We start from the raw sequence: 21,307 nt of genomic DNA, 5'->3' as shown, positions 1-21,307 counted from the left end.
CTTCTTTCCCTCTGATCGAGCAACAAGGACGCCCCGATGAGTACTGCTGTGGATGCTGTCGAACGCACTGAAATCCTGATCATCGGCGCAGGCCCGGCCGGCTCGGTGGCCGCGGCGATGCTGCGCCAGCAGGGCCGCCAGGTGCTGATGCTGGAGCGCCAGCAGTTCCCGCGTTTCTCCATCGGCGAAAGCCTGCTGCCGCAGAGCATGGAGTACATCGAGGCAGCCGGGCTGCTGCAGGATGTGGTCGAGGCCGGCTTCCAGTACAAGAACGGAGCGGCCTTCGTGCACGGCGAAGCGCGTACCGCCTTCGACTTCCGGAAGAAGTTCTCGCCGGGCTGGGGCACCACCTACCAGGTGCAGCGCGCCGACTTCGACAACGTGCTGGCACGCGGCGCCGAGCGCATGGGAACCACGCTGCGTTTCGGTGATGAAGTGCTGTCGGTCGAGCCCGGTGAACAGCCGGCGGTGAACGTGCGCCGCCCGGATGGCAGCGAATACCGCATCGAAGCCGACTTCATCCTCGATGCCTCCGGCTTCGCGCGCCTGCTGCCGCGCCTGCTGCAGCTGGAGTCGCCGTCCAACTTCCCGGTGCGCGGCGCGATCTTCTGCCACGTGCGCGACAACATTCCGGCCGAAGCGGACTTCGACCGCAACAAGATCCTGATCACCACCCACCCCGAGCACATCGACGTCTGGTACTGGACGATCCCGTTCTCCAACGGCTGCTGCTCGCTGGGCGTGGTTGCCGAGCCGTCGTTCTTCGAGCGCTACGAAGGCGACGACCTGCAGAAGCTGCAGGCCATCGTCGGCGAGGACCCCAACCTGACCGGGCTGCTGGCCAACGCCGAGTGGGCAGTGCTGCCGGTGCGCCGCATCACCGGCTACTCGGCCAATGTCAGCTCGCTGTGGGGCCCCGGCTACGCATTGCTGGGCAACGCCGGCGAGTTCCTCGACCCGGTGTTCTCGTCCGGTGTGACCATTGCCTTCAAGTCCGCGCAGCTGGCCAGCGAGTGCCTCAAGCGGCGTTATGCCGGTGAAACCGTGGACTGGGAGGCGGAGTTCTCCAGGCCGCTGCGCGCAGGCGTGAAGACTTTCCGCCGCTTCGTGGAAAGCTGGTACCAGGGCGGCTTCCAGAAGATCATCTACCACCCGCAGCAGCAGCCGGAAGTACGCAACATGATCAGTTCCATCCTGGCCGGATACGCCTGGGACACCAACAACCCGTATGTGGCCGACGAGAGTGGCCGCCGCATGCGTGTGCTGGAGGAACTGTGCAGCGCCTGATCGTCCGCTCCGCGGCACTGCTGCTGTGCCTGCTGCTGGCCGCCTGTGCCGGTCGCATGCCCAAGCCACAGGTGGAACTGCCGCCGCTTCGCCTGCCGCCGGCCAGCCTGCCGGCGCCGCTGGCGCTGCAGCAGCAGCTGCATTTCCGCTTCGGCAGCCATGAGCGCGATCTCGACGCCTTGCTGGAGGCCGACATGCAGCAGGTGCAGCTGGCCGTGCAGGCGATGGGCCAGACCGGTGTGCGCCTGCAATGGGACGGCCGACAGCTGACCCAGCAGCGTGCGCCGTGGTTGCCGCCGCAGGTGCGTGCCGAGCGTGTGCTGGATGACCTGCAGTTCGCGCTGTGGCCGACCGAGGCCATCGCTGCGGCGCTGCCGGCCGGTTGGCAGGTCAGCGACGACGGCCAGCAGCGCAGCCTGTCGCGCGATGGCGTGGTGTGGCTGCAGCTGCAGCGCCTGGACGACGGCAGCGTGCAGCTGGACAACCGTGCCGAAGGCTATGCGCTGCGCATCGAATCGATCGACATGGCCGGGCAGGACCGATGAGTGCACCGATCTACCTGAACGACCTGGGCGTGGTCTGCGCGCTTGGCGAGGGCCGTGCCGCAGTGGCGTCGGCGCTGTTTGCCGATGCACCGGGCGGGCTCAGCGACAACGACAGCCTGCTGCCGGGGCGCACCCTGGCGCTGGGAGAGGTGCGCACGCCGCTGCCGGCGCTGGAGGACCTGCCGGTGGCCCTGCGCGGGCGCAACAACGCCCTGCTGGACGTGGCACTGGCGCAGATCGCACCAGCGGTGGCCGCCGCGATCGCCCGCCATGGTGCCGAGCGTGTGGCGGTGGTGCTGGGCACCAGCACCTCGGGCATTGGTGAATCCGAGCAGGCCCTGCGCACCCACGCCGAACAGGGCCAGTGGCCGCAGGGCTTCGATTACGCCCAGCAGGAAATGGGCACCGCCGCGCAGTTCGTGCGCCAGCGCAGTGGTGCACAGGGGCCGGCATGGACCCTGTCCACCGCCTGCTCGTCCAGCGCCAAGGCGCTGATGTCGGCCGCGCGCATGCTGCGCGCCGGCATCGTCGATGCAGTGATTGCCGGCGGTGCCGATTCGCTGTGCCGCTTCACCGTGGCCGGCTTCAGCGCGTTGGAATCGGTGTCGGCACTGCGCTGCAATCCGTTCTCGCAGCACCGCTCCGGCATCAACATCGGCGAGGGCGCCGCGCTGTTCCTGCTTACCCGCGAGCCGGGTCCGGTGTGCCTGGCCGGGTGGGGCGAATCGGCAGATGCCCATCACATGTCCGCGCCCGACCCGCAGGGGATGGGGGCCATCGACGCCCTGCAGCAGGCGCTGCTGCGCGCCGGCTGGGGCGCCGACGAAGTGGATTACGTGAACCTGCATGGCACCGCCACCGGGCACAACGATGCGATGGAAAGCCTGGCGGTCTCGCAGGTGCTGGGCAATGGCGTGCCGGCCAGTTCGACCAAGCCGCTGACCGGCCATACGCTGGGTGCCTCGGGCGCGATCGAGGCGGCGCTGTGCTGGATCCTGCTGGCCGAGAACCCGCAGCAGCTGCCACCGCACTGGTGGGACGGCGTGCCCGACCCCGCACTGCCGGTGCTGCCGCTGGTCGCGCCGGGCTCCTGCCTGGCGCAGGCGCCGCGGCGGGTGCTGAGCAATTCGTTCGCCTTCGGCGGCAGCAATGCCGTGCTGGCACTGGAGCGTCGATGAATACGCTGTACGCGATCGAGGACGTGGTGCCGCACCGCCAGGACATGTGCCTGCTGGAGCGCATCACGCAGTGGGACCAGGACACCCTCGAGGCTGAACTGGTGGTGCCCGAATCCGGCCTGTTCGTGGAGAACGGCGAAGTGCCGGCGTGGGTCGGCATCGAATACATGGCGCAGGCCATCGCGGCCTGGGCCGGCTGCCGCGCGCGTGCGGCCGGCAAGCCGCCGCAGCTGGGCTTCCTGCTCGGCAGCCGCCGCTACAGCAGTGCGCGCAGCAGCTTCCCCAGCGGTTCGCGGCTGCGCGTACAGGCGCGCTGCGAGCTGTTGGGTGACAATGGATTGGGGATGTTCGCCTGCCGCATCCTGGCGGGCGAGGACGAATGGGCGACAGCCAACGTGTCGGTGTTCGAACCGGCCGACGCGATGGCCTATCTGGAGAGTGGACAGGCATGACAGGGAATCGAAGCGTGCTGGTGACCGGCGCCAGCCGGGGCATCGGCCGGGCCATCGCGCTGCGCATCGCGCGCGATGGCTTCGACGTGGTGGTGCATTGCCGCAGCCGCCTGGAAGAGGCACAGGCCGTGGTGGCCGAGATCCAGGCCATGGGCCAGCAGGCCCGCGTGCTGGCGTTCGACGTAGCCGACCGCGAGGCCGCACGCGCCGCGCTGGAGGCTGATGTCGAAGCGCACGGCGCGTACTACGGCGTGGTCTGCAATGCCGGCATCGCCCGTGATGGCGCCTTCCCGGCGCTGTCGGCGGAGGATTGGGACCAGGTCATCCACACCAACCTGGATGGCTTCTACAACGTGCTGCATCCGCTGATCATGCCGATGGTGCGGCGGCGCAAGCCGGGCCGCATCGTCACCCTGTCGTCGGTGTCCGGGCTGGCCGGCAACCGCGGCCAGGTCAACTACAGTGCCGCCAAGGCCGGCATCATCGGTGCCACCAAGGCGCTGGCACTGGAACTGGCCAGCCGCCAGATCACCGTCAACTGCGTGGCCCCGGGCCTGATCGAGACCGAAATGCTCAACGATGAAGTGATCGAACACGCGCTCAAGCTGATTCCCGCCGGCCGCGTCGGTCGTCCCGACGAAGTGGCGGCCACGGTGGCGTTCCTGCTGTCCGAACCGGCCGGCTACATCACCCGCCAGGTGATCTCGGTGAACGGAGGCATGCTCTGATGGCTGCCGATCGTCGCGTGGTGGTCACCGGTGCGGCCGCCATCAGTCCGCTCGGCCACGACTGGCCCACCATCGAAACGCACCTGCGCAGCTGCCGCAATGCCGTGCGCACGATGCCCGAATGGGATGTCTATGCCGGCCTGAACACCAAGCTGGCCGCGCCGGCGCAGGACTTCGAGCTGCCGCCGAACTACAACCGCAAGACCACCCGCTCGATGGGCAAGGTCGCGATCATGTCGGTGCGCGCCACCGAGGTGGCACTGCGCGAGGCTGGCCTGCACGAGCACCCGGTGCTGCGCAGTGGCCGTACCGGCGTGGCCTACGGCTCGTCCTCGGGCAGCCACGAGGCCACCGGTGAATTCGGCCGCATGCTCAACGAGTTCACCACCGACGGCATCAGTGCCACCACCTACCTGAAGATGATGAGCCACACCGCGCCGGTCAACATCGGTGTGTTCTTTGGTTTGTCCGGGCGCGTCTACACCACCTCCAGTGCCTGCACCTCGGGCAGCCAGGGCGTGGGCGCGGCCTACGAAGCGATCCGCAGCGGCAAGCAGACGGTGATGGTGGCTGGCGGTGCCGAGCAGCTCGATGCCACTGCCGCGGCAGTGTTCGACACCCTGTTCGCCACCAGCGTGCGCAATGATGCGCCGCAGACCACGCCGCGCCCGTTCGATGCCGGCCGTGATGGCCTGGTGCTGGGCGAGGGTGCCTGCACGCTGATCCTGGAAGACCTGGAGCACGCGCAGGCACGTGGCGCCACCATCCTTGCCGAGGTGGTCGGCTACGGCACCAACAGCGATGGCCAGCACGTCACCCAGCCCAGTGCCGACACCATGGCCCAGGCCATGCGCCTGGCGCTGGAGGATGCCGGGCTGGACGCGGCGCAGATCGACTACGTCAACGCCCACGGCACCGCCACCGACCACGGTGACATCGCCGAGACCCAGGCCACCGCGCAGGTGTTCGGCAGCCGCATGCCGATCAGCTCGCTGAAGAGCTACGTCGGCCACATGCTGGGCGCCTGTGGTGCGTTCGAGGCCTGGATGAGCATCGAGATGATGCGCGCCGGCTGGTTCGCGCCCACCCTGAACCTGGCCGAGGTCGATCCACGCTGCGGCCAGCTCGACTTCATCACCGGGCAGGGCCGTGAACTGCAGGCCGAGTACGTGATGAGCAACAACTTCGCCTTCGGTGGCATCAACACCTCGCTGGTGTTCCGCCGCTGGCGCGAGTGATCCACCGCCCCACCGCCGCTGTTCCCGCAACCTACCCGCACCCTCGACAAGGAGATGTTCCGATGCGCCGCACCCTGATGATCGCCACGGCCACCGCACTGCTGGCCCTGGCCTCCACCGCTTCTGCCCGCGATACCCGCGTGGAGCAGTCCCTGCAGGAACTGATCAGCTCGCAGGCTGCCAAGGACGCCGGCATCGACGGCAGCGTCCGCTTCTACCTGGCCGGCCAGCCGGTCAGCGTGCAGCAGCGCCTGGGCGAAGACGTGACCAACAAGAAGACCAACGCCGCCAACAAGAGCGATGCCGAGGCCTGCCGCTGGGTCGCGCTGTCGGCGCTGCGCGCGCTGCAGGACGGTGCCAAGTCGCGCGGCGCCAACGCCGTGGTCGACATCGTCAGCTATTACAAGAAGAACGAGTTCAAGAGCAGCACCAACTACGAATGCTATGCCGGTGCGATCCTCGCCGGTGTCGCGCTGAAGGGCACCTACGCCAAGGTCAAGTAAGCCGCCGTCATCCCCGCCCGCCGGTCGGGGATGCCGTCCACAGGGGGACACCATGAAATCGATGCTCGTCGCGGCCCTTGCCGCGGCTTTCTGCTGCGTGCCTGCGCCGTCCGCGCACGCCGCCGATGCAACACCCATCCGCATTGCCGCCGAGGTACCGTACCGGGCCGAAGTCGGCGGCGAGCTGATCCGCCAGGAATGCGAATTTGGCCGCGACCTGAGCAGCAGCATCGTGCGCCATGCCGGTGGCCGGGTGGTGGTTGCCGCACCCGGCGAAGACGCTGGACGCCGCCTGGACATCGTCGTGACCAAGGCCCACGCCGCAGGGGGCGGCGCCATTTCAGGACCGAAGTGGGGGCGCATCTATGGCGAACTGAAGGAAGACGGCCGCATGGTCGGCAATTTCAGTTTCAAGCGCACCACCAGCCGGCCCTTCACCTTCCGCGCCTGCACCACCCTGAAGCTGGTGGCCGAGGCACTGGGCGGCGATGTGGCGCGCTGGCTGGAAAACCCCACGCTCGATCCGCTGATGACCGAAGAGATCGCGGCCAACTGAGCGCGTGGCGTTGCCTGAACGCCGCCGCCACATTGCTGAACCCTGCCGGGGAAACACCGTCGATCACGCCGCCATCGTCGGCTGACGGCTTTCCCCGGTGTCGGCTTTCCGACACAATCACGGCTCTTCCCGGGTTATCGTCCCGTGGACATGCACGCCTACGTCTATAAAAGCCAACTCAAGCCGGACACCTACGTCTACGTTCCCCGACGCGATGATTTCAGCGGGCTGCCTGCGCCGCTGCTCCGCTCGCTGGGCACGCTCACCTTCGTCCTGGACGTGGCCCTGGATGCCGGCCGCCGCCTCGCCCAGGCCGACCCGGACAAGGTGCGCAGCGAAATGGGCGAGCGTGGCTTCTATCTGCAGGTGCCGCCGTCGGTGGCCAGCCTGATGCCGCGCCACTATGACTGACCTCTCCCGTCCGCGCGCTCTGTCGATCGCCTTCGCCGTGGGTGCCGCGCTGGCGCTGGGTGCCGCTGTGGGCGGCATTGCCGGGGCGATCCTTGCCGCGTTGGCACAGCCGGCGTTCGCGCTGGGTGTGTCGTGGTGGCGCCGCAGCCGCGCGCTGCAGCCGTTGAAGGTGGTCGCGCGCCAGGACCTGCCGGCGCTGCTGGCGTTGTGGACCGCAGCGCCGCTGTTGCTGGCGCTGCTGTTGGCCTGGCCGCTGGCGGCGCTGCGTGACAGCGGCAGCCTGGCCGCGGTGCTGGGCCTGAGCGTGCTGGTCAGTGCCGGCCTGCTGGCGGCCTGGCGCACCTGGCCGCTTTGGAACGATGTCGAACGCCTGGACGGCAGCCTGGCCCAGCATTGGCAGGCGCTGGCCGGTCGTGACCTGACTGCCTGGCGCGGTCTCGGTGTGGCGGCGCTGGTGATCGCACTGGCGGCGCTGGTGGTGCTGCCGGCATGGCCGGGCCTGCTGCCGGAAGGCGCACGTTGGCCGGCCGCGCTGGCAGTGGTGCTGCTGTCGCCGGTGCTGCACCTGCTGTTGCAGCGGGTGGCGCCAGCGCCGTTGGTCTCGCTGCGTCCGGGGGCGCTGGCCACGCCCAGCAACGAGCACGAACCGCTGTTCTCCGCGGCAGCCGAAACCGCGCCGCTGGAGGCGATGGCACCACAGGAACTGACCCCGGCACTGTATGAAGCCGCCCGCCACGGCCGCGTCGACCGTGGCCTGCAGCTGCTGCAGGCCGGTGCCGATCCCTATGCGCTGCCGGACCCGAACTGGCGCGACCAGCGCAGCCTTGCAGTGCTGGCGGCGGTGCTGCCGGACCTGCGCCTGCTGCGTGAACTGATCGCCCGCGGCGTCGACGTGAACGCGCCGCACCGGGGCATGACGCCGCTGCTGGCCGCCACCCGCGACAGCTGGCACGGCCGCCCCGAAGCGGTGATGACCCTGCTCGCCAACGGTGCCGATTCGCGTGCCACCGATAGCGATGGCAACACCCCGCTGCACCATGCCGCGCGTAGTTCCGACCCGGGCGTGGCCGCGCTGCTGCGCGATGCTGCCGCCGAGGTCGATGCGCTGAACAAAGAAGGCTGGTCGCCGCTGGCCGTGGCCTGCCAGGTCGGCAACTGGCGTCTGGCCCGCTTCCTGCTCGAACGCGGCGCGCGCAGCGAGCCGGCCGAGGGTACGCCAGTGCTGCTGGCCGCGGCCGCCACCGAAGACGACGATCCGGCCGGCGTGCAGCTGCTGCTCAAGCACAAGGCGCGGGCTGACGCGCGTGATCGCCAGCGCCGCAGCGCGCTGCATGAGGCCGCACTGGCTGGCCACGTCGAGATCATCGGCGTGCTGCTGGGTGCCGGTGCCAATCTGGAAGCGCGCGATGCGCTGGGCCGTACGCCGTGGCTGGAAGCCGCCCGTGCCGGTCGCGCTGCCGTGGTCGAGCATCTGCTGCCGCACAAGCCGGATCTGGTTGCGGTGGACGGCGAAGGCCGCAATGCGGTGCAGCTGGCGGCGATGGCCGAGGATGTCTCGCCATTGCTGATCAAGCGCCTGGTCGAGCTGGGCATCGCCGCCGATGCCACCGATCCGGTTGGCCGCCGTGCGGTGGACTACGCCGCCGAAGCCGGTCGCTGGGCGATTGTGGCCCTGCTGGATCCGTCCTATCCATTGCCGGCCGCCGTCAGTGACGGCCTGGCCGAGCGTGGCGAAGCCGCCAGTGCCAGCGGCCTGCTGCCGGACCGCCCGCCGCTGACCCTGCTGCGCGAGGCGCTGGGCTTCGGCAACACCGAAGGCATGGCCGCGCTGGCCAAGCTGTGCCAGCCGGAAGAACTGGGCGGCCTGCTGCTCGACCCCGAGCTGGCGCTGGAGCCGCGCGCGGTGGATTGGCTGCTGGGCCACGGCGCCGATCCCTACGTGCGCGACGCCTGTTCCGATACGCCGATGTTCGCGTTGCTGTCGCGCGGAATCGATGCGGTGCCGGCGTTGCAGGTGATGTTGCAGCGTGGCTTGTCGCCGGCCGGACGCGGTGGCCTGGCGCGTTTCCTGGCGGCCTGTGCGCAGCACGACCAGGCCGCCCGCGGACTGGAACAGCTGGCGCTGGAACTGCTGGAGCGTGGCGCCGATCCGTTCGCGGCTTCGCCGGCAGGCGATCCGCCGCTGTCGTTGGCGGTGCGCCTGGGCTGGCTGCGCCTGCAGCAGGCCCTGCTGAAGACCGGTGTTGATCGCGAAGCGCGCGACAGCCACGGCATGACCGCATTGCATCTGGCAACTGCGCTGGCCCGCGAAGGTGCACTGAAGCTGCTGGTGCAGCACGGTGCCTCGCCGGAAGCACGCGCCGCCGATGGCCAGACGCCGCTGGGCGTGGCGCTGTCGATCGGTCGCCGCGACCTGGCCGACTGGCTGGACTGGCGGGTGTGGCCATTGCCGCGCCGCACCCTGCGCGAGTCCGATCTGCCGGCCGCCGCAATGGCCGGTGACGTCGACGCGGTGCGCCGCCTGATCGATCTGGGCTTCGCCGTCGATGCGGTTGATGCGCAGGGCTGCACCGCGCTGCTGCGCGCCGCCGGCGGTGGCCATCTGGCGGTGACCGACCTGCTGCTGGCGCGTGGCGCTGATCCGCAGCACGCGGCGTCCAGTGGTGCCACGCCGCTGTCGGCGGCGGTCAGCATGCGCCAGGTGGATATCGTCTCGGCCCTGCTCGATGCCGGCGCCAAGCTGGAACATCGCCTGCCGGGCGGGGTGACCGTGCTGATGCTGGCCTCGGCGTTGGGCCTGCCGGACATCGTCGCGCGCCTGCTCACCGCCGGTGCCGATGTGCACGCCGGTGACGCGCAGCAGCTGGGCCCACTGCACTGTGCCGCGCTGTATGGCTTCAGTGCCCGTGACCGCTCACGCCTGCTCGCGCTGCTCGACACCCTGCTGCTGGCCGGTGCCGAACCGGACCAGGCCGCGGCCGGTGCGGTCACGCCGTTGCTGCTGCTGCTGGGCGCACGCGCCGAGCCCGGCACCGCCTGCGACGAGCAGGTGGTGATGGCTGCGGTGGAACGCCTGCTGGACGAAGACGTGAGCCTGGACGTGCGCGACCCGCGCGGCTTCGGTCCACTGCACCTGGCGGCGCTGCATGGCCTGCCGCTGCTGGTGCAGCGCCTGCTGCGCGCTGGCGCCGATCCGGAAGTGCGCGACAGCCTCAACCGCAGCCCGCGCGAGATCGCGGTGATGCGGGGCTTCATCGATGTGGCCGGCGAGTTCGAACCCCGCGTGCCAGGTGTCTCGTCGATGGCGCGGTTCCTGCGCGACAACGGCTGATTCCTGGAAAAGGGTAGTGCCGGCCGCTGGCCGGCAACCTCATGAAGCCTCCGGAATGCTGGGGCTGCCGGCCWGSGGCCGGCACGCCTACTTTTCGTCGCTTTCCGCGTCGGCCTCGAACAGGTGCATCAGGTCGTTGCGTGCATCGCGCGAGGTCTGGATCACGGCGGCCTCGTCGTCGTACACCAGGTACTGGTCACGCAGCAGCTGCTCGTCATGCTCACGGAAGCGCTGCACATGGCGTTCGGCCACGTCCGACGCTACGCCCAGTGCGGTCAGCACGCGCCCGCTCATCTCCAGGCTGGTGCCGAACACTTCGCGGAACGGCTCGGCCGACATGTCCATCAGGCGCCATGCGTGCTGGCGGTTGCGCGCGCGCGCCAGCACCGTCGCGTCCGGATACAGCCGGCGAACCATGCGCACGGCGCGCAGGTTGGTTTCCGGGTCATCCACGGTGATCACGAACACATCGATGTGCTCGCCGCCGGCCGCGCGCAGCATCTCCGGCCGGGTCGGGTCGCCGTAGTACAGCTGGTTGCCGAAGCGACGCAGGTCGGCCACGGTGTCCGGGTTCGCCTCCAGCGCCACGAACGGCACCTTCTGCGCGGTCAGCAGGCGCGCAATCACCTGGCCGAAGCGGCCCATGCCGGCGATCAGCACCTTGGGCCGGTTGTCCGGCGCCACCTTGTCGGCGTCGGCCGGCTCGCGCGGCGCGGCCTTCTCCTGGCCGAGCAGTTTCAGCAGCGCGATCATCAGCAGCGGCGTGATCGCCATCGACAGGCCGACGATCGCCACCAGCCGGTCGTGGTTGGCGCTGCCCAGCAGATGCGCGCGCTGTGCCTCGTTGAACACAACGAAGGCGAACTCGCCGCCCAGCCACAGCACGCTGCCCAGCAGCAGCGATTGCCGCGGGCTGAGCCGGGCGACACGGCCAACCGCGTACAGCAGGCTGAACTTGACCAACAGCAGGATGCCAACGCCACCTGCGATCATCCACGGTTCGGCGGCAATGCGGTCCAGGTCGATGCCCATGCCCACCGCGATGAAGAACAGGCCGAGCAGCAGGCCCTTGAACGGCTCGATCTGCGATTCCAGCTCGTGCCGGAATTCCGAATCGGACAGCAGCACGCCGGCCAGGAAGGCGCCGAGGCTGGGGCTGAGGCCGGCTTCCTGCATGAACCAGGCGGTGCCCAGCACCACCAGCAGTGCGGTCGCGGTGAACACTTCCGGGCTGCGGGTCCGGGCAATGGTGCTGAACACCCGGCGCAGCACCGGCCTCCCGCACAGGATCACCACCGCCAGCGCACCCAGCGCGACGGCCGCATCTTCCCAGCGCAGTGTTTCATTCTTGACCCCGCCCAGCAGCGGAATGGCCGCCAGCAGCGGGATCGCGATCAGGTCCTGGAACAGCAGGATGGCAAAGCCCAACCGGCCGTGGTCGCTGTTGATCGCCTTGTGCTCGGACAGCAGCTGCAGGCCCACCGCAGTGGATGACAGCGCCAGCGCCACGCCCACCACCAGCGCGCTCTTCCACTGGAAGTGGTCGAGCAGCAGCAGGCCGCCCAGCACCAGCCCTGAGAGAGCCACCTGCGCCGCACCGGCACCGAACACCGAGCGCCGCATCACCTTCAGGCGTGCCGGCGACAGCTCCAGGCCGATCACGAACAGCAGCATCACCACGCCGATCTCGGCGGCGCCAAGGATGCGGTCGGCATCCTGCACGAAGCCCAGCCCGTCCGGGCCCAGCACCACGCCGGCCGCCAGATAGCCCAGCACCGCGCCGAAGCCGAATTTCTTGAACACCGGCACGGCGATGACCGCCGCCAGCAGCAGCACCAGGGCCAGTTCCAGACCACCGCTATGCATGGGAATACCTGGTCATCGGGGGAGCCCGCTGTGCGTCCGTTCGGGTGGAGAAAGCGTGGCGAACGCCACCGCGCCATTATGCGCGCCGGTCTGTGTACGCACGAGAACAACCTGCAGGGCAGTGTGCTGCCGTGGCGGGACCGGGTTGACCTGCATGGCCCACGGGTCCAGACTGCCCGCCGCTGGCGGCGCGTCCGCCAGTACACCCATCCCGGAGTCCCCAACCCATGTCCAGCGACAGTAGAAGTCGACCTCGTTCGACGCCAGCGATGGCCACCGCCTGACATAGGGACGGTTTGCCTGCGTTGGCGTTGCGCGAGGTCGCACCCCCACAAGGCAAACCCGATGAACCAGAAGCAATTGCTGCGCCCGGTGGCCGATGCCGCTGCCCTGGCTGCACCGCTGGCGGACTACAACACCGCCGACGCGGTGGAGTTTCTCAATACGCTGGAGCTGACCCGCGCCGCCGACACGCTGGCGGCGCTGCCGTTGCCGCGTGCGGTGAAGATGCTGGAAGCCCCTGAGCTGCAGCGCAGCGGCGAGCTGGTGGCGGTGCTGCCGCCGGCCCGCGCCGCCGCCCTGCTCGGGCTGATGGCCGACGACCGCGCCACCGACATCGTCCACGAGCTGGACGAGGACGAGCGCGCGCGGCTGATCCCGCTGCTCGGCACCGATGCCCGCCAGGCCATCCAGAAGCTGCTCAGCTACCCGCCCAACACCGCCGGTGCGCTGATGACCACCGAGTACGTGGCGGTGCCGGCCAGCTGGACCGTGGCGCAGACTCTGCAGCACATCCGTCAGGTCGAGCGCACCCGCGAAACGGTGTACGCGATCTACGTGCTGGAGCCGGCCAGCCAGCAGCTGCAGCAGGTGGTGACCATGCGCCGGCTGATCACCGGTCTGCCGGAGGAATCGATCCTGGACGTGGCCCAGGTCAATCCGCCGGTGACGGTGGACGCGCTGATGGACCAGGAAGAAGTGGCGCGGCTGATCCGCCGCCACGACCTGCTGGCGATTCCGGTGGTCGATGCGCAGCAGCAGATGCTCGGCATCGTCACCGTCGACGACGTACTGGATGCGCTGATCGAGGAATCCACCGAGGACGCACACAAGTTCGGCGGCATGGAAGCGCTGGACAAGCCCTACATGCAGATCGGCTTCTTCGAGATGCTGCGCAAGCGCGCTGGTTGGCTGAGCGTGCTGTTCCTGGGTGAGATGCTGACCGCCAGCGCGATGCAGCACTACGAGGACGAACTGGCACGTGCGGTGGTGCTGACCCTGTTCATTCCACTGATCATGAGTTCGGGTGGCAACTCCGGTTCACAGGCCACCTCGCTGCTGATCCGCAGCCTGGCGCTGCGCGAACTGCGCCTGCGCGACTGGTGGAAGGTGGCCATCCGCGAGATCCCGACCGGCATGGTGCTGGGCGCCATCCTCGGCTGCCTGGCGATCGTGCGCATCGTGATCTGGCAGCTCGGTGGCCTGCACGACTACGGCGAGCACTGGATCCTGCTGGCGATCACCATTGGCGCGGCACTGGTCGGCATTGTCACCTTCGGCTCGCTGTCCGGTTCGATGCTTCCGTTCATCCTCAAGCGCCTCGGCTTCGACCCGGCCAGCGCCTCGGCCCCGTTCGTGGCTACCCTGGTGGATGTGACCGGCCTGGTGATCTATTTCAGCATCGCTGCGATGATCCTGCACGGCACGCTGCTGTAACTGGAGCGTCATCCACGCATGGCGTGGATCTACTGGTCCCGGCGGTAGATCCACGCCATGCGTGGATGCGGTGTCAGGACCCTGCGCACGATCATGCCGTTGCCGCGCCAGTCCGTGTACCGTAGGCGCATGAGTACCTACCACCTGCAGTCCGTGTTCCGTCCGCAGTCGGTCGCGGTGATCGGCGGCAGCCCGCGCGAGCGTTCGGCTGGCCGCGCAGTGATGCGCAACCTTCGCGGCACCGGCTTCCCCGGCAAGGTGGCGTGGATCAACCCACGGCATGCCGAGATCGATGGCATCCGCACGGTGAAGCGACTGAAGGACCTGGACTGGGTGCCGGACCTGGTGGTGATCACTGCCCCCGCAGCAATCGTGCCGCAGGTGGTGCGCACCGCTGCCGAGCGCGGCGTGCAGGCCGCAATCATCCTCACCGCGCACCTGGGTGAAGGCCCGGGCTCGCTGTCGGCGCAGGTGGAAGCGGTGGCACGCAAGCATGGCCTGCGCATCCTTGGCCCGCATTGCCTGGGCGTGATTGCCCCGCACGCACGGCTCAACGCCAGCATAGCCGCACATTTCCCACAGGCCGGCGATCTTGCGTTGATCTCCGAATCCTCGGCCATTGCCGCTGCGCTGGTGGAGTGGGGCGTGGCCCGTTCGGTGGGTTTCTCCGCCGTGGTGTCGTTGGGCGACACGATGGACGTCGACTTCGGCGACCTGCTCGACTACTTCGCCACCGACTACCGCACCCGCGCCATCCTGCTGTATGTTGAGCAGATCAAGGACGCACGCAAGTTCATGTCGGCCGCGCGCGCCGCCGCACGCGCCAAGCCGGTGGTGGTGGTGAAGTCCGGTCGCGCCGAACGCGTGCAGCCGGGCAGCCGTGATACCCACGTGCAGGCACTGGCGCGCGCCGACGATGTCTACGGTGCGGCGTTCAATCGCGCTGGCCTGCTGCGCGTAGGCGCGCTGGACGAACTGTTTACTGCCGCCGAATCGTTGGGGCGGTTGGGCACGTTCCCTGGTCGTCGGCTGGCAATTCTCAGCAATGGTGGCGGCGTTGGCCGGCTGGCTGTCGATCAGCTGATCGCATTGCGTGGCACGCTGGCCAACCTGTCCGACAGCACCATCGAGAAGCTCGACGCGGTGCTGCCGCAGGGCTGGTCGCGCAGCAATCCGGTGGACATCGTGGTCGACGCCGATGGTGACCGCTATGCCTCGGCCATCGAAGCGCTGCTGGCCGACAACGAGAATGACGCAGTGATGGTGGTCAACGTGCCGACCGCATTCACTTCATCTGCAGACGCCGCACAGGCACTTACCCGTACGCTCGGACTGCGCCCGCGCCATCACCGCGACAAGCCGGTATTCGCGGTGTGGCTGGGCAATGATGATCAGGCCACCGCCACGCTCAACGCGGCGCGGGTGCCGACCTATCCGACCGAGGCCGAGGCGGTGCGCGGCTTCCAGCATCTGGTGCGTTACCGCGAAGCGCAGAACGCGCTGATGGAAACGCCGCCCAGCCTGCCGCAGGACTTCAGTGTCGACACGGCGGCCGCACGCGCGCTGGTCGATGCGGCGCTGGCCAACGGCCAGCAGTGGCTGGACCCGCTGGCCACCCACGAACTGCTCAAGGCCTACGGCATTCCTTCCGCGCCGGTGATGCATGCGCGCGATGCGCATGAGGCGATGGACCTGGCGCAGCCGCTGCTGGAGCGCGGCGCCAGCGTGGCACTGAAGATCCTGTCACCGGACATTCCGCACAAGTCGGAAGTCGATGGCGTGCGCCTGAATTTGACGACGCTGCCAGCGGTACAGAGCGCAGCCAACGCGATCCTGTCGCGCGCACGCCAGCTGCGGCCGGATGCACGCATCGATGGCCTGCTGGTACAACCGACCATCGTCCGTCCGAAGGCGCGCGAACTGATCGTCGGCATTGCCGATGACGCGACTTTCGGCCCGGTCATCGTGGTCGGTCGCGGCGGCACGGCCGTGGAAGTGATCAACGACAAGGCGCTGGCATTGCCACCGCTGGACCTGCGCCTGGCCCATGAGCTGATCGGCCAGACCCGTGCCTCGCGCATCCTCAAGGCCTACGGTGATGTGCCCGCAGCCGACGAACGTGCACTGGCACTGGCGCTGGTGAAGCTGGCACAACTGGCCGCCGACATTCCCGAAGTGCGCACGCTGGACATCAATCCGCTGCTGGTCGACAGCAAGGGCATTCTTGCCCTCGACGCACGCGTGGCGGTGGCACCGTCGCGCATCCTGCACAAGGGTCGTGGCCATCCGCGCTTCTCGGTGTTCCCGTATCCGAAGGAGTGGGAGCGCACCATCGAACTATCCGATGGCGGCCGTGCGTTCGTGCGTCCGGTGCGTCCGGAAGACGATGCACTGTTCCGTGCGTTCTTCGCCCGTGTCAGCGACGAGGACCTGCGGCTGCGCTTCTTCCAGTCGGTGAAGCACTTCAGCCACGAATTCATCGCGCGCCTGACCCAGCTCGATTACGCACGCTCGATCGCGCTGGTGGCGATCGAACCACGCAGTGGCGAAATGCTGGGCGCGGTACGCCTGCACGCCGATGCCGATTATCATCGCGGCGAGTACGGCATCCTGATCCGCTCGGACCTGAAGGGCCACGGCATCGGCTGGCGGTTGATGGCGATCATGATCGAGTACGCCAAGTGGCTGGGCCTGGACGTGGTCGAAGGCCAAGTGCTGCGCGAGAACAGCACCATGCTGGCGATGTGCCAGAGCCTGGGGTTCAAGACCAGACTCGACCCGGACGACCCGACGGTGATGATGGTGACCCTGCCGGTACAGCAGGTCGAAGTGCCCGACGTGCCGCCGGTGGCGTGATCCCCGGTAACTGCCGGGCCATGCCCGGCAGTTACCTCATCGCACCGGCTCTACCACCACTGCCGTTCCGTAACACAGCACTTCAGTCAGCCCGGTCATCACATCAGTAGCGTCGTAGCGCATGCCGATGATCGCGTTGGCGCCCAGCTGCCGCGCGTGCTTGACCATGTCGCGGTAGGTTTCCTCGCGGGCCTGTTCGCACAGCTCGGTGTAGATGGTGATGTTGCCGCCGAACAGGGTCTGGATGCCGCCGAGGAAATTGCCGACGATCGAGCGCGAGCGCACGGTGATACCACGTACCACGCCCAGGTTGCGCACCACGCGATGGCCGGGCAGCTCGAAGGCGGTGGTGACCAGTGCATCGTCGAAACGCAGCGCGGGTGCTGACGTGGGGCTGCTGTTGTAGGGGTCTGCCATGGTCGCGTCCGTATCGCTGCCTTCTGTAGAGTCGAGCCATGCTCGACTGGCTGTGCAGCAGTCGAGCATGGCTCGACTCTACAATGCAACCGCCCGTTGCGGCATGGCTCCGCCACCGTGATGGCGCGACAATACCCCCATGACCGACCGTATCCCCCTGTTGCTGCTGCCCGGCCTGCTCAACGACGCCGAGCTGTGGCGCGCTCAGTTAGCCGACCTGGCCGACATCGCCGATTGCTCCGTGGGCGACCAGACCCGTGGCGAGAGCCTGCAGGCCGTGGCCGAAGATGTGCTGGCCCAAGCGCCGGAGCGCTTCGCCCTGGCCGGTTTCTCGTTGGGTGGCTTCGTCGCCCAGCAGATCCTGCGCATCGCCCCGGAGCGCGTACTGCAGCTGGCGCTGGTTGATACCTCGATCCACGCCGACTCGCCGGAGCGCGCCGAGCAGCGCCGCAGCCAGCGCGCCAGCGTGCGCCTGCCGGGCAGGTTCCATGGCTTCGGCGATGCGCTGATGCGCAGCTACATCGATGCCTCGCGGCTGGACGACTACGTGCTGGTGCAGCGTGTGCGCGACATGACCGCGCGACTGGGAGCGGAAGTGTTCCTGCGCCAGAGCGCGCTGGAACGTCGTGATGGCCATGACGTGCTGCTGGATTACCGTGACCCGCTGTTGATCGTCTGCGGGGCCAACGACCGCATCACGCCGCTGGCAGTGAGCGAGGAAATGCACGCCCTGGTGCCGCATTCGCAGCTGGTGGTGGTACCCGATTGCGGTCACCTGTCCCCGATGGAAAGGCCGGACGAGGTCAGTGCAGCGATGCGTGGGTGGTTGTTGCAGAGCAGGGAGTGAACCCCGCTTCTCCTAGGTGCGATCTTGTTCGGCACGGTGTTTCAACGGTCGATCATGGGTAGGTGCCGACCTTGGTCGGCACGGTGATTCAACGATCGATCAGAGGTCAGTGCCGACCAAGGTCGGTACCCACCGATTCGGTTCGGTAACCGCAGTCGGGATCAATCCCAGGCCGGCGCAATGCCTTCCGGATTGGCCAGGCGGTGCCCACGATCCAGCTTGGCGATCTGCGCCATGTCTTCGTCGGTCAGGCGGATCGCGGCCGCGTCCAGGTTGCTGGCCAGATTCTCGCGCTTGGTCGAGGACGGAATGACCGAGAAGCCCTGCTGCAGTGCCCAGGCCAGCGCGATCTGCGCGGGTGTCGCCTGGTGGCGGCCCGCAATGGCCTGGATCACCGGGTCCTTGATCACCTCGCCATAGGCCAGGCTCATGTAGGCGGTGATGTGGATGCCGTTGTCCTGCAGGAATTTCACCAGCAGGCGGTTCTGCAGGTACGGATGGATCTCGATCTGGTTGGTGGCGATGGCATCGGCGCCGAGGATCTCGATTGCCTTGCGGGTCTGGGCGATGGTGAAGTTGGAGATGCCGATCGCCTTGGTCAGCCCCTGCGCCTTGGCTTCGGCCAGCGCCGGCAGGTACTCCTCCATCGGCACGTCCACCTTGTCGTTCGGCGAGGGCCAATGGATCAGCGCAAGGTCGACGCGGTCGGTGCGCAGCTTTTCCAGGCTGGTACGCAGGCTGGCCAGCAGTGCATCGTGCTGGAACTCGGAGATCCACACCTTGGTGGTGAGGTACAGATCATCACGCGGCACGCCGGACTCGGCGATGGCCTGGCCGACCTCGGCTTCGTTGCCATAGATCTGCGCGGTATCAACGGCGCGGTAGCCGACATCCAGCGCATTGCGCACAGAGTCGATCACGGTCTGGTCCTTCAGGCGGAAGGTGCCGAGACCCAAAGCGGGGACAGTCATGGGGAACTCCAGTGGGGGAAGGAAAGGAGATGAAGGGAAAGGGTAGGGCAGGCGATGTCGGCATGCCGGCAACGGTGCATTGCGCGACCGGCACGGCTGCTGCTCAGTGCGCAGCCACGGCAATGCCGTCGGCGCGTTCATCGATGCCATCGCGGCGGTCCAGGCGGCCGCTGAGGACGGTCAGCGCATAGGCGCCCACCACTACAAGCGCACCCAGCCAGGGCGTGTGCATCAGGCCGATGTGCTCCACCACCAGGCCACCCAGCGAGGCGCCCAGCGCGATGCCGATGTTGAACGCGGCGATGTTCAGGCCCGATGCCACATCGCTGGCCTGCGGCGCGTAGCGCTGTGCCTGCTTGACCACGTAGACCTGCAGGCCGGGTACGTTGCCGAACGCTACGGCACCCAGCGCCAGTACCGTCAGCAGCATCAGCCAGGTGTTGTGGGCAGTGAAGGTGAGCACGAACAGCACCGCGGCCAGCAGCGCGAAGATGCGCTTCAGCGCCGGCACCGGGCCCATGCGGTCGGCCATGCGCCCGCCCCACAGGTTGCCGATCGCGACCGACACGCCGTACACCAGCAGCACCAGGCTGACCGCATTGGCCGAGAAGCCGGTGACGTCCTGCAGGATCGGCGCCAGGTAGGTGAAGGCCAGGAAGGTGCCGCCATAACCCAGCGTGGTCATCGCATAGACCAGCAGCAGGCGCGGCTGGGCCAGCACCGCCATCTGCTGGCGGAAGCTGGACGGGGCGCTCTGCGGCACGCTGCGCGGCACGAACAGCAACGCGCCCAGCAGTGCGATCACACCGAGCCCGGCCACGGCCAGGAAGGTGGCACGCCAGCCCAGGTGCTGGCCGATGAAGGTGCCCAGCGGCACGCCGGTCACCAGCGCCACGGTCAGCCCGGTGAACATGATGGCGATGGCACTGGCCGCCTTCTCCTTCGGTACCACTGCAGTGGCGATGATCGAACCGATCGAGAAGAACACGCCATGCGCGAGGCCGGTAAGGATGCGCGCGGCGATCAGCGAGGTGTAGCCCGGTGCCATGAACGCGATGATATTGCCGACGGTGAACAGCACCATCAGCGCCACCAGCAGCTGCTTGCGCGGTACGCGCCCGGTCAGCGCAGTCAGCACCGGCGCGCCGATGGCTACGCCCAGCGCATACAGCGACACCAGCAGGCCGGCCGAGGGCAGGCTGACCTGCAGGTCGGCGGCGATGGTCGGGATCAGGCCGACGATGACGAACTCGGTGGTGCCGATGGCGAAGGCACCGAGGGTCAGGGCCAGCAGGGCAAGGGGAATGCCACGGATCATGGCAGGCTCCAGAGGGAAGGAAGGCGCGCAGTGTGCGCGGCGCACCTTTGCCTAAAAACCCATCTTCACGCCAATCACTCTTGCTGCGTGGTCAATAATGGCGCCATGAAAACCACCCTCGATGAAATGCAGGCGTTCCTGACGGTGATCGACAGCGGTTCGATCAGCGCCGCGGCCGAGCAGCTGGGGCAGACGCCCTCCGGCGTCAGCCGTGCGCTGGGGCGGCTGGAGGACAAGCTGGGCACCACCCTGCTGACCCGCACCACGCGCCGCCTGCACCTGACCGCCGAGGGCGAGGCTTACCTGCGCCATGCTCGGGCGATCATCGACGCGGTGGAATCGGCAGAGGAACAGATGGCCGCCCGCCGCGAGCGCCCGGCCGGACGCCTGCGCGTGGATGCGGCGATGCCGTTCGTGCTGCATGTGATTGCGCCGCTGGTAGCCGGCTATCGTGCACGCTATCCGGAAGTGCAGCTGGAGCTGAACAGCTCCGAGCGCTACATCGACCTGCTGGAACGGCGCACCGACCTGGCGATCCGGATCGGGCCGCTGGCCGATTCCACCCTGCATGCGCGGCCGTTGGGCCGCTGCCGGCTGCGTCTGGTGGCCAGCCCGGCCTATCTGGCCGCACATGGCCAACCGGCCAGCGTGGCGGCGCTGGGCCAGCACACCCTGCTCAGCTTCAACGAACCGGAATCATTGAATCACTGGCCACTGCCGGGCGACGCCGATGGCCTGCTGCGGGTGCGCCCGGACATCGCGGTGTCCAGCGGCGAGACGCTGCGCCGGCTGGCGGTGGAAGGGGTGGGCATCACCTGCCTGTCCGACTTCGTGACCGACCGCGACCGCGCCGCCGGCACCCTGGTGCCGGTGCTGTCTGCGCAGACGCTGGATGTGTACCAGCCGATCCATGCGGTGTACTACCGCAACACCGCAGTGTCGGCGCGGATCAGTTCGTTCCTGGATTACCTGGGTGATGCGATGGCGCAGAGCGGTTACCTGCGCTGATGTGAGCCGAGCGTAGGCTCGGCTCTACAGAGCCCGGCACGATCGACGGCCCGGTGTAGAGCCGAGCCCATGCTCGACT

Annotated in this window: 18 protein-coding genes; 14 read left to right on the top strand and 4 right to left on the bottom strand. The window is 68.2% G+C overall.

Annotated features, from left to right (window positions below; genetic code table 11):
* Positions 1-36: 36 nt before the first annotated feature.
* The 10 genes from D7Y61_RS12355 to D7Y61_RS12310 all read left to right on the top strand — a co-directional run bounded on the left by D7Y61_RS12355 (position 37) and on the right by D7Y61_RS12310 (position 10,229).
* The gene (locus D7Y61_RS12355) at positions 37-1,287 is read left to right on the top strand and encodes an NAD(P)/FAD-dependent oxidoreductase (RefSeq protein ID WP_106549972.1); all 1,251 of its coding nucleotides are present in this window, start codon (positions 37-39) and stop codon (positions 1,285-1,287) included.
* Complete coding sequence (locus D7Y61_RS12350) at positions 1,275-1,832, top strand: DUF3261 domain-containing protein (protein ID WP_180866483.1); 558 nt, start codon at positions 1,275-1,277, stop codon at positions 1,830-1,832. Before D7Y61_RS12355 ends, D7Y61_RS12350 begins: the two co-directional genes overlap by 13 nt.
* Positions 1,829-3,010: a beta-ketoacyl-ACP synthase gene (locus D7Y61_RS12345; protein WP_180866482.1), complete on the top strand. Its 1,182-nt coding sequence runs from the start codon at positions 1,829-1,831 to the stop codon at positions 3,008-3,010. The genes D7Y61_RS12350 and D7Y61_RS12345 overlap by 4 nt, the downstream gene beginning before the upstream one ends.
* Entirely contained in the window at positions 3,007-3,462 is a 456-nt protein-coding gene (locus D7Y61_RS12340; protein WP_032129169.1) for a dehydratase, read from the top strand. Before D7Y61_RS12345 ends, D7Y61_RS12340 begins: the two co-directional genes overlap by 4 nt.
* On the top strand, positions 3,459-4,190 hold the full coding sequence (locus tag D7Y61_RS12335) for a 3-ketoacyl-ACP reductase FabG2 (RefSeq protein WP_012512461.1): 732 nt from the start codon (positions 3,459-3,461) through the stop codon (positions 4,188-4,190). The genes D7Y61_RS12340 and D7Y61_RS12335 overlap by 4 nt, the downstream gene beginning before the upstream one ends.
* Positions 4,190-5,428, top strand: coding sequence for a beta-ketoacyl-ACP synthase (locus tag D7Y61_RS12330; protein ID WP_180866481.1), 1,239 nt, complete (start codon positions 4,190-4,192; stop codon positions 5,426-5,428). Before D7Y61_RS12335 ends, D7Y61_RS12330 begins: the two co-directional genes overlap by 1 nt.
* Positions 5,429-5,490: 62 nt before the next feature.
* Positions 5,491-5,931: a hypothetical protein gene (locus tag D7Y61_RS12325; protein WP_049398675.1), complete on the top strand. Its 441-nt coding sequence runs from the start codon at positions 5,491-5,493 to the stop codon at positions 5,929-5,931.
* Between the two features lie 52 nt (positions 5,932-5,983).
* Positions 5,984-6,487, top strand: a complete 504-nt coding sequence (locus D7Y61_RS12320) for a hypothetical protein (RefSeq protein WP_180866480.1) — start codon at positions 5,984-5,986, stop codon at positions 6,485-6,487.
* Positions 6,488-6,637: 150 nt separating this feature from the next.
* A complete protein-coding gene (locus D7Y61_RS12315) occupies positions 6,638-6,898 on the top strand; it encodes a YcgL domain-containing protein (protein ID WP_180866538.1) in 261 nt (86 codons plus the stop codon).
* Positions 6,891-10,229, top strand: a complete 3,339-nt coding sequence (locus D7Y61_RS12310) for an ankyrin repeat domain-containing protein (protein WP_180866479.1) — start codon at positions 6,891-6,893, stop codon at positions 10,227-10,229. Before D7Y61_RS12315 ends, D7Y61_RS12310 begins: the two co-directional genes overlap by 8 nt.
* An 87-nt stretch (positions 10,230-10,316) precedes the next feature.
* Here the strand turns inward: D7Y61_RS12310 and D7Y61_RS12305 are convergent, their stop codons facing one another.
* Complete coding sequence (locus D7Y61_RS12305) at positions 10,317-12,095, bottom strand: monovalent cation:proton antiporter-2 (CPA2) family protein (protein WP_180866478.1); 1,779 nt, start codon at positions 12,093-12,095, stop codon at positions 10,317-10,319.
* A gap of 345 nt (positions 12,096-12,440) precedes the next feature.
* On the opposite strand from D7Y61_RS12305, the gene mgtE reads away from it, so the two are divergent.
* Together mgtE and D7Y61_RS12295 are read left to right on the top strand one after the other, a co-directional pair.
* Positions 12,441-13,811: a magnesium transporter gene (gene mgtE, locus D7Y61_RS12300; RefSeq protein WP_180866477.1), complete on the top strand. Its 1,371-nt coding sequence runs from the start codon at positions 12,441-12,443 to the stop codon at positions 13,809-13,811.
* Positions 13,812-13,940: 129 nt separating this feature from the next.
* Positions 13,941-16,667: a bifunctional acetate--CoA ligase family protein/GNAT family N-acetyltransferase gene (locus D7Y61_RS12295; protein WP_180866476.1), complete on the top strand. Its 2,727-nt coding sequence runs from the start codon at positions 13,941-13,943 to the stop codon at positions 16,665-16,667.
* Between the two features lie 36 nt (positions 16,668-16,703).
* On the opposite strand, the gene D7Y61_RS12290 is transcribed toward D7Y61_RS12295, so the two are convergent.
* Complete coding sequence (locus D7Y61_RS12290) at positions 16,704-17,084, bottom strand: YbjQ family protein (protein WP_180866475.1); 381 nt, start codon at positions 17,082-17,084, stop codon at positions 16,704-16,706.
* Positions 17,085-17,223: 139 nt separating this feature from the next.
* Here D7Y61_RS12290 and D7Y61_RS12285 point away from each other — a divergent pair, with 139 nt between their 5' ends.
* Positions 17,224-17,931, top strand: a complete 708-nt coding sequence (locus D7Y61_RS12285) for an alpha/beta fold hydrolase (protein ID WP_180866474.1) — start codon at positions 17,224-17,226, stop codon at positions 17,929-17,931.
* 161 nt (positions 17,932-18,092) lie between these two features.
* Here the strand turns inward: D7Y61_RS12285 and dkgB are convergent, their stop codons facing one another.
* Positions 18,093-18,902: a 2,5-didehydrogluconate reductase DkgB gene (dkgB, locus tag D7Y61_RS12280; protein WP_180866473.1), complete on the bottom strand. Its 810-nt coding sequence runs from the start codon at positions 18,900-18,902 to the stop codon at positions 18,093-18,095.
* 103 nt (positions 18,903-19,005) lie between these two features.
* Positions 19,006-20,220, bottom strand: coding sequence for an MFS transporter (locus tag D7Y61_RS12275; RefSeq protein WP_180866472.1), 1,215 nt, complete (start codon positions 20,218-20,220; stop codon positions 19,006-19,008).
* A gap of 105 nt (positions 20,221-20,325) precedes the next feature.
* Here D7Y61_RS12275 and D7Y61_RS12270 point away from each other — a divergent pair, with 105 nt between their 5' ends.
* Positions 20,326-21,228, top strand: coding sequence for a LysR family transcriptional regulator (locus D7Y61_RS12270; protein WP_180866471.1), 903 nt, complete (start codon positions 20,326-20,328; stop codon positions 21,226-21,228).
* Positions 21,229-21,307 lie beyond the last annotated feature (79 nt).

Origin of the sequence: Stenotrophomonas maltophilia (genome assembly GCF_013464485.1) — a bacterium.
Taxonomy (GTDB): Bacteria; Pseudomonadota; Gammaproteobacteria; order Xanthomonadales; family Xanthomonadaceae; genus Stenotrophomonas; species Stenotrophomonas maltophilia_AW.
This window is presented reverse-complemented; position numbering and strand designations above follow the sequence as displayed.

Coding starts and splice junctions, on each gene's coding strand:
- D7Y61_RS12290 (WP_180866475.1), bottom strand. CDS start 17,084: ATGGCAGACCCCTACAACAGCAGCCCCACGTCAGCACCCGCGCTGCGT.
- D7Y61_RS12305 (WP_180866478.1), bottom strand. CDS start 12,095: ATGCATAGCGGTGGTCTGGAACTGGCCCTGGTGCTGCTGCTGGCGGCG.
- D7Y61_RS12335 (WP_012512461.1), top strand. CDS start 3,459: ATGACAGGGAATCGAAGCGTGCTGGTGACCGGCGCCAGCCGGGGCATC.
- D7Y61_RS12325 (WP_049398675.1), top strand. CDS start 5,491: ATGCGCCGCACCCTGATGATCGCCACGGCCACCGCACTGCTGGCCCTG.
- D7Y61_RS12275 (WP_180866472.1), bottom strand. CDS start 20,220: ATGATCCGTGGCATTCCCCTTGCCCTGCTGGCCCTGACCCTCGGTGCC.
- D7Y61_RS12310 (WP_180866479.1), top strand. CDS start 6,891: ATGACTGACCTCTCCCGTCCGCGCGCTCTGTCGATCGCCTTCGCCGTG.
- D7Y61_RS12270 (WP_180866471.1), top strand. CDS start 20,326: ATGAAAACCACCCTCGATGAAATGCAGGCGTTCCTGACGGTGATCGAC.
- D7Y61_RS12315 (WP_180866538.1), top strand. CDS start 6,638: ATGCACGCCTACGTCTATAAAAGCCAACTCAAGCCGGACACCTACGTC.
- D7Y61_RS12285 (WP_180866474.1), top strand. CDS start 17,224: ATGACCGACCGTATCCCCCTGTTGCTGCTGCCCGGCCTGCTCAACGAC.
- D7Y61_RS12330 (WP_180866481.1), top strand. CDS start 4,190: ATGGCTGCCGATCGTCGCGTGGTGGTCACCGGTGCGGCCGCCATCAGT.
- D7Y61_RS12355 (WP_106549972.1), top strand. CDS start 37: ATGAGTACTGCTGTGGATGCTGTCGAACGCACTGAAATCCTGATCATC.
- D7Y61_RS12295 (WP_180866476.1), top strand. CDS start 13,941: ATGAGTACCTACCACCTGCAGTCCGTGTTCCGTCCGCAGTCGGTCGCG.
- D7Y61_RS12340 (WP_032129169.1), top strand. CDS start 3,007: ATGAATACGCTGTACGCGATCGAGGACGTGGTGCCGCACCGCCAGGAC.
- D7Y61_RS12320 (WP_180866480.1), top strand. CDS start 5,984: ATGAAATCGATGCTCGTCGCGGCCCTTGCCGCGGCTTTCTGCTGCGTG.
- D7Y61_RS12345 (WP_180866482.1), top strand. CDS start 1,829: ATGAGTGCACCGATCTACCTGAACGACCTGGGCGTGGTCTGCGCGCTT.
- mgtE (WP_180866477.1), top strand. CDS start 12,441: ATGAACCAGAAGCAATTGCTGCGCCCGGTGGCCGATGCCGCTGCCCTG.
- dkgB (WP_180866473.1), bottom strand. CDS start 18,902: ATGACTGTCCCCGCTTTGGGTCTCGGCACCTTCCGCCTGAAGGACCAG.